The organism is Modestobacter sp. SYSU DS0875 (assembly GCF_054050915.1).
This window is the reverse complement of sequence record NZ_JBJHAH010000049.1, coordinates 1-12,817: the sequence shown is the minus strand read 5'-3', so window position 1 is coordinate 12,817 and position 12,817 is coordinate 1. Positions and strand designations below refer to the sequence as shown.

At 75.6% G+C, this 12,817-nt stretch carries 14 protein-coding genes and 1 pseudogene; 4 read left to right on the top strand and 11 right to left on the bottom strand.

Features of this window, described 5'->3' with window-relative positions:
• Window positions 1–133: 133 nt before the first annotated feature.
• On the bottom strand, window positions 134–1,306 hold the full coding sequence (locus ACI79Y_RS19300) for a cold-shock protein (RefSeq protein ID WP_457160047.1): 1,173 nt from the start codon (window positions 1,304–1,306) through the stop codon (window positions 134–136).
• A 237-nt stretch (window positions 1,307–1,543) separates the two neighbouring features.
• A complete protein-coding gene (locus ACI79Y_RS19295; RefSeq protein ID WP_457160046.1) occupies window positions 1,544–1,939 on the bottom strand; it encodes a hypothetical protein in 396 nt (131 codons plus the stop codon).
• A 59-nt stretch (window positions 1,940–1,998) separates the two neighbouring features.
• On the opposite strand from ACI79Y_RS19295, the gene ACI79Y_RS19290 reads away from it, so the two are divergent.
• Window positions 1,999–3,072 (top strand): Gfo/Idh/MocA family protein, encoded by a 1,074-nt coding sequence (locus ACI79Y_RS19290; RefSeq protein ID WP_457160045.1) that lies wholly within the window; start codon window positions 1,999–2,001, stop codon window positions 3,070–3,072.
• Between the two features lie 25 nt (window positions 3,073–3,097).
• Here ACI79Y_RS19290 and ACI79Y_RS19285 read toward each other — a convergent pair whose 3' ends face one another.
• Window positions 3,098–3,679, bottom strand: a complete 582-nt coding sequence (locus ACI79Y_RS19285) for a DUF1349 domain-containing protein (protein ID WP_457160044.1) — start codon at window positions 3,677–3,679, stop codon at window positions 3,098–3,100.
• Window positions 3,680–3,786: 107 nt separating this feature from the next.
• Here ACI79Y_RS19285 and ACI79Y_RS19280 point away from each other — a divergent pair, with 107 nt between their 5' ends.
• On the top strand, window positions 3,787–5,097 hold the full coding sequence (locus ACI79Y_RS19280; RefSeq protein WP_457160043.1) for a cytochrome P450: 1,311 nt from the start codon (window positions 3,787–3,789) through the stop codon (window positions 5,095–5,097).
• Window positions 5,098–5,161: 64 nt separating this feature from the next.
• On the opposite strand, the gene ACI79Y_RS19275 is transcribed toward ACI79Y_RS19280, so the two are convergent.
• From ACI79Y_RS19275 to ACI79Y_RS19240, 8 genes are all read right to left on the bottom strand, one after another.
• The gene (locus ACI79Y_RS19275) at window positions 5,162–6,178 is read right to left on the bottom strand and encodes a zinc-dependent alcohol dehydrogenase family protein (protein ID WP_457160042.1); all 1,017 of its coding nucleotides are present in this window, start codon (window positions 6,176–6,178) and stop codon (window positions 5,162–5,164) included.
• 132 nt (window positions 6,179–6,310) lie between these two features.
• Entirely contained in the window at window positions 6,311–7,066 is a 756-nt protein-coding gene (locus ACI79Y_RS19270; protein WP_457160041.1) for a nitrilase-related carbon-nitrogen hydrolase, read from the bottom strand.
• Window positions 7,063–8,274, bottom strand: a complete 1,212-nt coding sequence (locus ACI79Y_RS19265) for a pyridoxal phosphate-dependent aminotransferase (RefSeq protein ID WP_457160040.1) — start codon at window positions 8,272–8,274, stop codon at window positions 7,063–7,065. The genes ACI79Y_RS19270 and ACI79Y_RS19265 overlap by 4 nt, the downstream gene beginning before the upstream one ends.
• A gap of 33 nt (window positions 8,275–8,307) precedes the next feature.
• Window positions 8,308–8,835, bottom strand: coding sequence for a G/U mismatch-specific DNA glycosylase (gene mug, locus ACI79Y_RS19260; protein ID WP_457160039.1), 528 nt, complete (start codon window positions 8,833–8,835; stop codon window positions 8,308–8,310).
• On the bottom strand, window positions 8,832–10,397 hold the full coding sequence (locus ACI79Y_RS19255; RefSeq protein WP_457160038.1) for a Na+/H+ antiporter: 1,566 nt from the start codon (window positions 10,395–10,397) through the stop codon (window positions 8,832–8,834). The genes mug and ACI79Y_RS19255 overlap by 4 nt, the downstream gene beginning before the upstream one ends.
• 5 nt (window positions 10,398–10,402) lie before the next feature.
• On the bottom strand, window positions 10,403–10,927 hold the full coding sequence (locus ACI79Y_RS19250; protein ID WP_457160037.1) for a DUF421 domain-containing protein: 525 nt from the start codon (window positions 10,925–10,927) through the stop codon (window positions 10,403–10,405).
• 63 nt (window positions 10,928–10,990) lie between these two features.
• Complete coding sequence (locus ACI79Y_RS19245) at window positions 10,991–11,179, bottom strand: hypothetical protein (protein ID WP_457160036.1); 189 nt, start codon at window positions 11,177–11,179, stop codon at window positions 10,991–10,993.
• Window positions 11,180–11,328: 149 nt separating this feature from the next.
• Window positions 11,329–11,646: an ArsR/SmtB family transcription factor gene (locus ACI79Y_RS19240; RefSeq protein ID WP_457160035.1), complete on the bottom strand. Its 318-nt coding sequence runs from the start codon at window positions 11,644–11,646 to the stop codon at window positions 11,329–11,331.
• A 131-nt stretch (window positions 11,647–11,777) separates the two neighbouring features.
• On the opposite strand from ACI79Y_RS19240, the gene ACI79Y_RS19235 reads away from it, so the two are divergent.
• Window positions 11,778–12,128 (top strand): NADH-quinone oxidoreductase subunit A, encoded by a 351-nt coding sequence (locus ACI79Y_RS19235; RefSeq protein ID WP_457160034.1) that lies wholly within the window; start codon window positions 11,778–11,780, stop codon window positions 12,126–12,128.
• Window positions 12,119–12,817: pseudogene (locus ACI79Y_RS19230) on the top strand (hypothetical protein); the annotation flags it as partial. The gene ACI79Y_RS19235 and the pseudogene ACI79Y_RS19230, both read left to right, overlap by 10 nt.

Genomic DNA, 12,817 nt, shown 5'->3' with positions numbered 1-12,817 from the left:
CCCCAACCCACCCCCCCGCCCCCCCCCCCCCCGCCCCCCCCCCCGCCCCCCGCCCCCCCCCCCCCCCCCCCCCCCCCCCCCCCCCCCCCCCCCCCCCCCCCCCCCCCCCCCCCCCCCCCCCCCCACGGCGGTGTCACAGCGGCTGGACGTCGTCCGCCTGCAGGCCGCGGTCACCCGGGCGGGCGGAGAACTCCACGCGCTGGCCCTCGTCCAGGCTGCGGTACCCACCCTGGTCGGCGATGGCGGAGAAGTGCACGAAGACGTCCTCGCCGCCGTCGTCGGGCTCGATGAACCCGAACCCCTTCTCGGCGTTGAACCACTTCACCGTGCCCTGGCTGCCATCTCCGCCGCCGCGGCGGGCCGGCCGGGGCTCGCGCGGCCGCTCGTCGCGGTACCGGTCGTCCCGGCCGTAGGAGTCCCGACCGCGGGAGTCCCGACCGTAGGAGTCCCCGCCGTAGGAGTCCCGGCCGCCGCGCTGCGGCCGGCCGCCGCCGAGCGGCTCGACCGAGTCGGCCTGCGGGCCACGGTCGCCGGGGCTGGCGGTGAACGCCACCCGCTGCCCCTCGTCCAGGCTGCGGTAGCCGCCGTCGTCGGCGATCGCGGAGAAGTGCACGAAGACGTCCTGCCCGCCGTCGTCGGGCTCGATGAACCCGAACCCCTTCTCGGCGTTGAACCACTTCACCGTGCCCTCGGAGCCGGCGCCACCGCCGCCACGCGTGGGGCGCTCGTCCCGCCGCCGGTCGTCGCGCCGGTCATCGCGCCGGTCGTACTGCGGCCGGGCCGGCCCGCGGCCCAGCGGCTCGACCGCGTCGGCCTGCATGCCGCGCTGGCCGGGGCTGGCGGTGAACGCCACCCGCTGCCCCTCGTCCAGGCTGCGGTAGCCACCGAGGTCGGCGATGGCGGAGAAGTGCACGAAGACGTCCTCGCCGCCGTCGTCGGGCTCGATGAACCCGAACCCCTTCTCCGCGTTGAACCAGCGGACGGTGCCCTCGCTGCCGCCGCCGCCACCGCTGCGGCGCGGCGCCCGCTCCGGCCGCCGGCCGTACTCCTCGCGGGACTGCTCGCGCCCGGACTGCTCACGACCGCGCCGCTGTGCGCCGCCGAGCGGCTGCACCGCGTCGGCCTGCAGACCGCGCTGGCCCGGGCTGGCGGAGAACTCGACCCGCTGCCCCTCGTCCAGGCTGCGGAAACCACCCTCGTCCGCGATGGCGGAGAAGTGCACGAAGACGTCCTCGCCGCCCTCGTCGGACTCGATGAACCCGAATCCCTTCTCCGCGTTGAACCACTTCACCGTGCCCTGGGGCATCCGTCTCTTCCCTGCTCTCGACATCCCCCGGCCCCGTCTCCGGGCCGGTCCATCCACCGGTGCACCTCACCCGCTCGTGGTCGAGCGGGTGGCACCGGTCCCCTCCCACTGTGACAGGTGGCGCCGGGGACGGCGGCACGGACCGCAGCCGACCGGGGCCCGGGGCCGCCGGCGCGGCAGGCCCCAGACAGCCGCCCGGCCCTCCTCGCGGGCGAACCCGGCCATCGCCACCACCAGTCAGCACCGGCCCGACCAGGCCGGCCATGTACGCAGCGGGGAGATGCCCAGCAGCAGGGTGAGCCCGCCGAGCAGGAGGCCGACCCAGCCCTGCCGCCGGGGCAGCGCCCCGTGCCGCAGCGCCCCATGCCGCAGCGCCGCGACGGCGAGCGCGACGCCGGTGACCCCGGCGCCGAGCCACAGCCAGGGGACGGTCGCCACCCGGACCGCGGAGAGGACGGCGTTCTCCGGGACCACGGCGTCCTCCGTGCTCACGACGAAGACGAACTCGGTGTCCAGCGCGCACCCCAGCAGCAAGTCGACGGACACCAGCAGCAGCCCCCGCGCCGCCACCCGGAGGAGCAGGCTGCCGGCCGACAGCACCGGCGCCAGCCAGCGCTCCAGACCGGCGGCCACCAGGAGCAGCAGCCGCCTGACCCCCGCCCGGCGCCGACGGCTGCTCTAGCGTTCCCCGGGTGACCTCGCCGTTCATCAACCCTCCCGCGCTCCCCGCCGACGCCGACCCGCGGGAGGCCACCGGCCGCCCGGTGCGGTGGGGCGTGGTCGCCACCGGCCGGATCGCCGCCACCGTGACCGCCGACCTCGCGCTGCTGCCCGACGCCGTCCTCCAGGCGGTGAGCTCCCGGGAGGCGGGGCGGGCCCGGGCGTTCGCCGAGCAGTTCGGCTCCGCCTCCTGGTACGCCGACGCCGACGGCAGCACGGGTCTGGACCAGCTGCTGGCCGACCCGGCGGTGGAGGCGGTCTACGTGGCGACCCCGCACGCCCAGCACGCCACCGTGGTCCGCGCCGCGTTGCACGCCGGCAAGTCCGTGCTGTGCGAGAAGCCGCTGACCATCAACGCCCGCGAGGCGCGCGAACTGGCCGACCTGGCCCGCGAGCGCGGCCTGTTCCTCATGGAGGCGGTGTGGACCCGCTTCCTGCCCGCGTTCCAGCGGGCGCTGTCCATCGCCGCCTCCGGCGAGATCGGCACGGTGCAGTGGGTGGCCGCCGAGGTCGGCTTCCCGGCCCCGGCCGACCCCACCGCACGGATCTGGGCCCGGGCCGACGGCGGCGGCTCGCTGCTGGACCTGGCCGTGTACCCGCTGCTGTGGGCCTGGGGCACCCTCGGCCGGCCCGCGGAGGTCACCGGCGTCGGCACGCTGAACGCCGAGCGCGTCGACGCCCAGACCGCGGTCTCGCTGCAGTACGCCTCCGGGGCGCAGGCCCAGCTGACCACCTCGCTGCTGGCCCGCTCCCCGCACACCGCACTGGTCTGCGGCACCGACGGCTGGATCCGCGCCACCGGCGAGCACGCGGTGTACCGGCCCACCCGGCTGGACGTGCAGGCCGGCGAAGGCCCGCTGCGCACCGAGGAGTTCCCGTTGATCGGCTCCGGCTACGTGTGGGAGCTGCGCGAGGCCACCCGGTGCATCCAGGCCGGGCTCACCGAGAGCCCGACCATGCCGGTCGCCGACACCGTGGCGACGATGGAGCTGCTCGACGGCGTCCGCCGCCAGCTCGGCGTCGCCTACCCCAACGACGAGGTCTGAGCCCGACGGTCCGGGCCGCCGTCGGTCAGTGCAGCGCGGCGTCGGCCGGGCCGGTGGCCCACCGGCGGAACCGGACGACCAGCCCCGCCCGGGTCGGGGCGCAGCAGTAGGGGCCAGCGGTCACCGGCACACCGGCTGGGAAGGCGGCCACCCGGACCAGCCGGAACGGCTCCTCGTCGACCCGGGCGCGCACGGTCACCGCGTCGCCGGACCGGCTGGCGCGCACGGTGACCCGGCGGCCGGCCCACTCCGGCACCGGCGCCACCGACCAGTCCGAGCGGCCCAGGGTGACCACGGCGCCCAGCTGGGGCGCCCCGTCGGAGAACTCCACACCGGTCTTGAGCCACGTCTCCGCGTCGGCGCGCAGCACCAGCCCGGCCTGGTCGAACTGCTGGCCGTAGTCGACGTCGACGGTCACCTCCACCGCGCCCGGGTCGTCCAGCGGGGCGAGCAGGGCGTGGGCGTCGTCGTGCACGAAGCCGTAGGCGGTGTGCCGCCACGCGTCGCTGCCCTCGACGGCGGTGACGAGCAGGTCTGGACCGTCGGCGGTCACGGCGGCCGGCGCGGTCGTCCAGCTGCCGGCGGCCCAGGGCAGCGGGGTGGTCACCGGAGCAGTGGACCACGACCCGCGCGCGATCGACCACCTGCGGCCGCGTCCGTGGGATGGTCGGGGGCGGCCCATCGCACACACAGAGCAGAAGGTGGACGGCGAGCATGCCCGCGAACGACGTTCCAGCACGCCGGCGACGGCGCGGACCCCGGGCGTTGGTCCAGACGCTGGTGGGCCGCCTGGTCCAGCGGCGGATCAGCAGGAACGGCGTGGACGTCGCCGACCTGACGTTCCTCCCGGAGGCCGCCCAGCTGCCCCTGCTGCGGAACGGCGCCGACCCGGTGCCGGAGCTCGCCGAGCTGCGCGCCCGCTGCCCGGTGGAGCGGCTCGACCTGCCCTTCGGCTTCGCCGTCCACCTCGTGACCGGCTACGAGCAGGCGCGCGCCGTGCTCGCCGATCGCGACTCCTACAGCAACGACATCGGCCACCTGTTCGGCAGAGGCCCCGGGTCGACCGCGGACGTCGGTGGCCTCGGCTTCACCGATGCGCCGCTGCACACCCGGCTGCGCAAGCTCGTGGCCCCGGAGTTCACCCGGCAGCGCCTGGCGAAGCTGGAGCCGGAGGTCGAGGCGATCGTGGCCCGCCGGCTGGACGAGCTGGCCGCCGCCGGATCGCCGGCCGACCTCGCCGAGCTGGTCTCCTGGCGGGTCCCGATGGACGTGATCTGCGGCCTGCTCGGCCTGGACGACGCCGACCACGAGGCCTTCCTCCGGCTGGGCACCCAGCGGTTCGACGCGACCGGGGGCATGTCGGCGGCGCTCGGCGCGGTGTCGGAGCAGAAGCGGATCCTCCTCGACGTGGTCGCCCGCCAGCGCACCGCGCCGGGCAGCGGCCTGATCGGTCGGATCCTCCAGGCCGAGGGCGACGCCATCTCCGACGACGAGCTCGCCGGCCTGGTCGACGGGATCGTCACCGGCGGGTACGAGACCACGGCCAGCTCCATCTCCCTGGGCACCGCCGTGCTGCTGCGCGACCCCGCGCACGCGGCCGTCGTCCGGGACGGGTCACCGGCGGACGTCGACCGGCTGGTCGATGAGCTGCTGCGCTACCTGTCGGTGGTCCAGGTGGCGTTCCCGCGGTTCGCCACCCGGGACCTGGAGGTGTCCGGGTGCCCGGTCCGGCAGGGCGACGCCGTCGCCGTCTCGCTCAGCGGGGCCGACCGCGACCCCGCGTGGGCCGGCGCGGAGGCCGACCGGTTCGACCCGGCGCGGTCCACCACGGGCGGACACCTGGCGTTCGGGCACGGGGTGCACCGCTGCGTCGGGGCGGAGCTGGCCCGGATGGAGCTGCGGATCGTCTTCCCGGCGCTGTTCCGCCGCTTCCCGAACCTGGCGCTCGCCGTTCCGGAGGAGCAGCTGCCCTGGCGGCAGCTGTCCTTCGTGCACGGCGTCGAGGAGCTCCCGGTCACCTTCTGAGGCCCCCGGGCCGAGGCGGCGACGGGCGGACGGCCCGGGACGGTGGCCCCGGGCCGTCTGCGGGTCACGGCGTCAGGAACGCCTTGACCGCACGACGCTCGTCCATCGCGCGGTAGCCCTCGGCTGCCTGGTCCAGCGGCAGGGTCAGGTCGAACACCCGGCCGGGGTCGATCTCCCCGCGCCAGACCAGGTCGATCAGGTCGGGCAGGAAGCGGCGCACCGGCGCCGGCCCGCCGTGCAGCCGCACCATCGTGGAGAACAGCTGGCGCCCGGTGATCTCCACACCGTGCGGGACGCCGACGAAGCCGACCCCACCGCCGGGGCGGGTGGAACGGATCGCCTGGTCCATCGACTCCCCGGTGCCCACGCACTCCAGCACCGCGTCGGCGCCCACCCCGTCGGTCAGGTCCCGGATCCGCGCCACCCCCTCGTCGCCGCGCTCGGTGACGACGTCGGTGGCACCGAACTCCGTCGCGAGCTGCTGCCGGGGCGCGTGCCGGCTCATCGCGATGATCCGCTCGGCGCCCAGCCGGCGCGCCGACAGCACGCCGAGCAGGCCCACCGCGCCGTCCCCGACGACGGCGACGGTCATGCCCGGCTGCACCCCGGCCGCCACCGCGGCGAACCAGCCGGTGGCCATGACGTCGGAGAGGGTGAGCAGGCTGGGCAGCAGCTCCGGCGCCGGGACCTCCGGGGTGGCGACCAGGGTGCCGTCCGCGTGCGGCACCCGGAGCAGCTCGGCCTGGGCGCCGGTGATGCCCGCCCGGTGCGCGCAGGCGCTCTGGTAGCCGGACCGGCAGGACGGACAGGTGCCGTCGGAGGCGATGAACGGCACGATGACGAACTGGCCCGGCCGGACGGTGGTGACGTCGGCGCCGACCTCCTCGACGATCCCGCAGTACTCGTGACCGATCGGCGACGGCTCGGTCACCTCGTTGATGCCGCGGTAGGGCCACAGGTCCGAGCCGCACACGCAGGTGGCGGAGGCCCGGACGACGGCGTCGGTCGGCTCGACGACCCGCGGGTCGTCGAGCTGCTCGATGCGCACGTCGCCGGGGGCGTGCAGGACGGCTCCTCGCATGGGTGGAGTTCCCTTCTCAGCTGATGCGTCGCTCTCCCCTTCCCGGAGCCGGGCACATCGGAAACGGCGGATCGACCGCACGGTCGCGTTCCTGCGCAACCGGTCGAGCTGGACCGGTCGGACCGAGCCGGGTCAGGCGCGCCGATCGGCGAGGAAGGGGAACCGCTCGCGGGTGCCGGTGACCTCGGCGGCGTCGACGTCGGCCAGGACGATCGTCTCCACGCCGGCCGCGGTGGCCAGCAGCTCCCCGCTGGGGCTGACGATCCGGCTGTCGCCTGCGTGCTCGACGCCGTCGCCGGCCGTGCCGACCCGGTTGCAGCCGACCACGTAGGCCTGGTTCTCGATGGCCCGCGCCTGCAGCAGGGTCTGCCAGTGGTGCCGCCGGGCGGCGGGCCAGTTGGCCGGCACCAGGTAGACGTCGGTGACCGGGGCGGCGTCCCAGAAGACGTTCGCGAACCGCAGGTCGTAGCAGATGAACGGGGTGACCCGCAGCCCGCCGACCTGCACGGTGACCGGCCCGGTGCCCGAGCGGAACCGCTCCCGCTCGGTCGCGAACGGGTGGAGCTTGCGGTACCGGTGTGTGACGCCGTCCGGCCCGGCGAGGACGAAGGTGTTGAACGGCAGCTCCCCGTCGGCGTCCACCTCCGGGCAGGTGCCGGCGACCCACACGCCGTGTTCGGCGGCCTGGGCGGCGAGGAACTGCGCCGACGGTCCGCCCACGGGCTCACCGATGCCCGGGGTCATCGAGAAGCCGGTGGAGAAGGTCTCGGTGAGCAGGACCAGCTCCGCGCCGGCACCGACCGCGCGCGACACCTGGGGGGCGAGCCGGGCGAAGTTGTCGTCTCGGTCCTCCCAGACGATGTCGTGCTGCACCGCGGCGATCCTCATCGCAGCCTCCCCAGTCGTGCCGACGCCTCGACGAGCACGTCGTCCCGCTTGCAGAAGGCGAACCGCACCAGGTGCCGACCCAGGTGCGCGTCCGCCGGGTCGTAGAACACCACACTCGGCACCGCGACCACGCCGGCGCGCGCGGGCAGCGACCGGCAGAACGCCAGGCCGTCGCCGTCGGGCTGCACCGGGCGGACGTCGACGGTGGCGAAGTAGGTGGCCTCGGGGCTGACCACCGGCAACCCCGCGGCCACCAGTCCGCCGACCAGCAGGTCGCGCTTGCGCTGCAGGTCGGCGGCGGCGCCGGTGAAGTACTCGTCGGGCAGCCGCAGCCCGGCGGCGATGGCCGGCTGGAGCGGCCCGGCGTTGACGAAGGTCAGGTACTGCTTGGCGGTGCGGACGGCGGCGACCAGCTCCGCCGGCCCGCACACCCAGCCGACCTTCCAGCCGGTGGTGCGGAAGGTCTTGCCGCCGCTGCTCACCACCAGGGTGCGGTCGCGCATGCCCGGCAGGGTGGCCGGGGAGACGTGCTCGGCGCCGTCGAACACCAGGTGCTCGTACACCTCGTCGGTGAGCACCAGCAGGTCCGCCGCGGTGGCGACATCGGCGAGCACGGCGAGCTCCGCCGGGGAGAGCACCGTGCCGGTGGGGTTGTGCGGGGTGTTGAGCAGCAGCAACCGGGCGCGCGGGGTGACCGCCGCGCGAAGCTCGGCCTCGTCGAACGTCCAGTGGCCGGTGCCATCGGGCTGCCCGTCCAGGGACACGGCGCGCAGCGGCACGGGGCGCAGCACTCCCCCGGCCATCGCGACCGCGGCGGCGTAGCTGTCGTACATCGGCTCGAGGACGACGACCTCGTCGCCGGGCTCGACCAGCGCCAGCAGCGCGGCGGTGAGCGCCTCGGTGGCCCCGGCGGTGACCAGCACCTCGGTGTCCGGGTCGTAGGTCAGCCCGGAGAACCGCTGCTGGTGCTCGGCGACCGCCTGCCGCAGCACGGGGAGCCCCGGACCCGGCGGGTACTGGTCGAGGCCGGTGCCGATCGAGGCGCGGGCGACGTCGAGCACCTCCGGCGGGCCCGGCTCGTCGGGGAACCCCTGGCCGAGGTTGATCGCCCCGGTGGCCACGGCCAGGGCGCTCATCTCGGCGAAGATCGTCGTCCCGAACCCGCGCAGCCGGCCGGCCAGCTGTGGCTCCCGCTCCCCTGCCGCCATGCGGGCAGCCTCCCAGCCGGTGCCGTCGGCCGCTCAGCCCGGGCCCGCGCGCGCGGCCTCGCGGAGCTCGCCGTAGCGCCGGGCGAGGTCGGGCAGCTGGTGGTGGGCGTTGAGCCCGCTGGGGTTGGGCGCCACCCAGGTGAGTGCACCACCGACCCGCTCCGGCTGCGGGCCCAGCCGCGCCCTCGGCCGGTCGAAGGCCACCCGCCAGGCGCTCACGCCCAGCACCGCGAGCACCCGCGGCCGGTACTGCTCCACCAGCGCGGCGAGCTGCTCGGCGCCCTCCCGCAACTCCTCCGGGGAGAGCTCGGCGGCGGTGCGGGTCGGCCGGGCGGCCACGTTGGTGACCCCCAGGCCGTACTGCAGCAGCTCCCGGTCCTCGGCGGGGGTCAGCAGCCGGGGGGTGAGCCCGGCCCGGTGCAGGGCAGGCCAGAACCGGTTGCCCGGCCGGGCGAAGTGGTGCGACACCTCCGCCGAGCGCAGCGAGGGGTTGATGCCGCAGAACAGCACGTCCAGGTCGGGGGCCACCACGTCGGGCAGCGGCTTCTCCGGCGTGGTCACGACTCGTAGCGCAGCGCCCGCGCCTCCACGTCGAACAGCACGTCGTCGGCGGCGGCCGGGCTCACCTCGCCCTGCCGGCGCGCCTCGAGCACCGCCTCCCGCTCGGCCTCGCTGGCGCGGCCGAGCAGGTCGCGCAGCTGCTGCCCGGCGCGCTCGTCCCGGGGCTCGCCGTCGATCAGCCCCTCGATCGACCGCCGGTAGCTGAGCCGTCCCTCGTACTGCTGCAGGACGGCGTCGCGCACCTCGGCGGGGACGTCGTCGGCCGCCCGCACCTGCTCCAGCGCCGCCTCGGTGACCCGGCGCTGCAACCGGCGCACGTCCAGCTGCACGTCGGCGTCGCTGGCCACGCCCAGCCGGCGGATGAGCGGGGCCAGGGTGAGCCCCTGCAGCACGAGCGTCACGACCACGACCATCAGCGACACCAGCACGACCTCCTCCCGCGCCGGGAAGGGGCCACCGTCGTCGACGGTGGCCGGCAGGGCCAGCGCGAGGGCGACCGTGACCACCCCGCGCATCCCCGCCCAGGAGGCGACGGCGGACTCCCGCCAGCCGTACGGCGTCGCCGACTCGGTGCGCCGCGCCCGCCGGCCGGCGCGGGCGGAGGCGGCGAACATGGCGGCCGCCCGGACGACGACGAGCACCCCGATCACCGCCGCACCCACGAGCAGCGCACGGGTGTCGCCGAGCACCTCGGTGCTGCCGAAGACGGTGGTCAGCTCCAAGCCGAGGAAGGCGAAGAGCAGACCGCTGACGGCGAACTCGACGTACTGCCAGACCGACCGGCCCAGCAGCCACCCGGCGGAGGTGACCTCGCTGGTGGCGACGGTGCGCAGGTACAGCCCGGCCGCGAGGACGGCGAGCACGCCGGAGGCGCCGATCTCCTCGGCCAGCAGGTAGACGCCGAAGGGCACCGCGAGGGTCACCGTGGTCTCGGTGGCGGCGTCGTGCAGCAGTCCGAGCGCCTTGCGCGCCAGCCAGCCGGCGGCCAGGCCGAGCGCGGTACCGCCGAGCACCGCGACCAGGAAGCCGACGCCGACCTGCGTGACGGTCACGCCACCGGCGACCACGGCGGTCACCGCCAGCTGGTAGACCACCAGGGCGGTGGCGTCGTTGAAGAGCCCCTCGCCCTCCAGGATCGTGACCAGCCGCGGGGGCAGCTTCAGCCGGCTGGCCACCGCGCTGGCCGCGACCGGGTCCGGCGGCGCGACGATCCCGCCGAGCACGATGGCCACCGCCCAGGGCAGCCCCAGGGCGTGCCCGACCACCGCGACCACCGCGGCGGTGACCAGGGTCAGCCCGACCGCGAGGCCGAGGATCGGGCGGGCCGCCGAGCGCAGCTCCCGCAGCGAGGTCGACTGGGTGGTGGCGAACAGCAGCGGCGGCAGCACGATCGGGAGGATCAGCTCCGGCGGCAGGTCCGGGGCGGGCACGAAGGGGACGACGCCCAGGACGAGGCCGTAGATCGTCAGCAGCACCGGCTGCGGCACGCCGATCCGGTCGGCGACCGGGGTGAGGACGACGACGCCGAGCAGCAGCAGCCCGAAGACCGCCAGCGAGTCCACGCCGATCAGTGCCGGGCGGGGGCGGTGCCCGGCACGTCGGCCAGGGCCGACCCGTCGCCCAGGGCCGACTCGGGGATCACGCTCACCGTGCCGTCGCTCTCCAGGACGGCGGCCGCCACCTTCGCCAGGTCGCCCTGGCCGCTGGCCCGCACCGCCTGGCGGACCTCGGCCTCGCCCATCCGCTGCTCGCGCAGCGCATCCGGCCGGATCTCGCCCCGATAGAGCAGCAGCGTCGGGTGGGCGGTGACGGCGTCCCGCAGCTGTGGTCGCCGGCTGGTCACCCAGGCGACGATGAGCTGCAGGCCGGCGAGCAGCCCCAGCGCGACCGCGCCCTCGGCCCAGGCGACGTCCGAGCTGAGCAGGATCGTGGCGAGCACCGAACCCAGCGCAACCGTGACCACCAGGTCGAAGGCGTTGAGCTTGGCCAGTGTCCGTTTGCCGGAGAGCCGGAGGACGACGATGACGGTCACATAGGCGGAGGTCCCGACGGCGAGGACGCGCCCCAGGTCGGACCAGCTGTCGAACCACATGGTCAGCCCGCTACCCGCGATCGGGCCGGTCGCACCTCCGGCCTCAGCCGAGTGGCGGTCAGGTCAGCAGGCCACCGACCACTCGTGCCCGCAGGCACCGCAGACCAGGGCGGCGACCCAGGACCCGGGGTCGAAGTCGCCCGGGTGGTCGTCGACCTCCGGTGCGGCGCAGGCGGGGCAGCAGGACATCCGGGCGAGTGCGCTCCGGTGGGCTCGGCGCTGGCTGGGCGCGGCGAGGACGAGTTCGGCCATGGGACACCCCCGTGGGCAGTGGGCAGGAGACCGGCTCCTGCCTCGTGATCAGGCAATCTGCCCTGCTGGGCGCCTGGTCCGCACCCGGACACGGCCTGCGTCGCCGGATCGTCACGAGCTCTCAATCCGCTGGTCCGGCCGGTGTGCCGTCATTCCTGGTCGGCGTCCTGCGTGCGGGGCAGTTCGACCAGGCTCCGCAGGCAGTGCTCGCGCAGCGGCTCGGGGAAGCCCTCGGCCAGCCGGTAGTAGACCACCCGGCCCTCGCGCCGGGTGGTGACGAAGCCGGCGGTGCGCAGCAGGCGCAGCGCGTAGCCGACGGCGTCCTCGGTCGCGTCCAGCCCGAGTGCGATGTCGCCGACGCAGAGCTCCTGCACCTGGTCGAGCGCGTAGAGCACCCGGGCGCGGGTGGGGTCGGCGAGCAGGCTGAGCACGGCGGTCAGCTCGGCGGCCTCGTCCCGTGTGGGCACGCGCGCCCGCGCTGCGGCCACGCGGTCGGGGTCGACGGGATGCGAGTGGTCCACGCCGAACTGGTTACCCGTGCGGGTGCACGGGTATGCGGCGCCGGTCAGCAGCCGGTCCGGCGTCGAGGAGTGTGCAGGTGTCCGCCTACCTGAGCGCCGCCTTGATGCTCGGGCTCGCCGTCGGCGGCGCGCTCGTCGCCCACCTGGTGCACCGCCGGACGGCGGTCGCTCCCGGCGCCGTGGCGGCGCTGCCCTTCCTGTCCGGCTGGCGCCCCGCCGAGCACGCGCTGTCCCGGTTCGAGGCGCGCTACTACCCGCTGACCCTGCTGTTCCTGGCCTTCGACGTCGAGATGCTCTTCATGTACCCGTGGGCGACGGTCGTCGCCGAGATCGGCACCTCGGCCATCGTGGAGATGTTCGTGCTGCTCGGCGTCCTCATGGCCGGGGTGCTGTGGGCCTGGCGCGAGGGTGCCCTGCGATGGGTCTGATCACCCGGCTGGCCACCCGGCGGGCCGCGGTGCTCGTCACCGAGGTGCCCGGCTGGGCAGCGAGCCGCTGCGCCGTGGAGCGGGAGGTGCGGTCCCGGGGCTGGCGTCTCGCCCTCTCCCCGGCGGACGCCGATCTGCTGGTCGTCTGCGGACGGCCCGGCCCCCGCCTGGCGGCCGCGGTCGAGCACGTCTGGACCCAGCTGCCCGGCCCGCGCGCCCGCGCAGCGGTGACCGACCCGGCGTCTGCCGCGGCCGCGCTCGACGCCGCCCTGGCCGAGCTCGCCGACGACGGTGCCCAGCGCCGGGACGCCGCCGACCGGCCCGCGGAGGCACCGCCCGGCACCGGCGCCACCGATCGCGTGAACGGTGAACCGGCACCCGAAGACCGGCACGACGAGGACCGCGAGCCGGCCGCCTTCGACGACCCCGGCCCGCAGGACGACGGCGACGGCGACGAGATGCCCATGGACCACGGCGACGGTGACGGCGCCGACATGGACATGGACGGCGACGGCGACGGCGACGGCGACGGCGACGGCGACGGCGACGGCGACGGCGACGGCATGGACCACGGCGACATGGACCACGGCGACATGGACCACGGCGACATGGACCACGGCGACATGGACCACGGCGACATGGACCACGGCGACATGGACCACGGCGACATGGACCACGGCGACATGGAC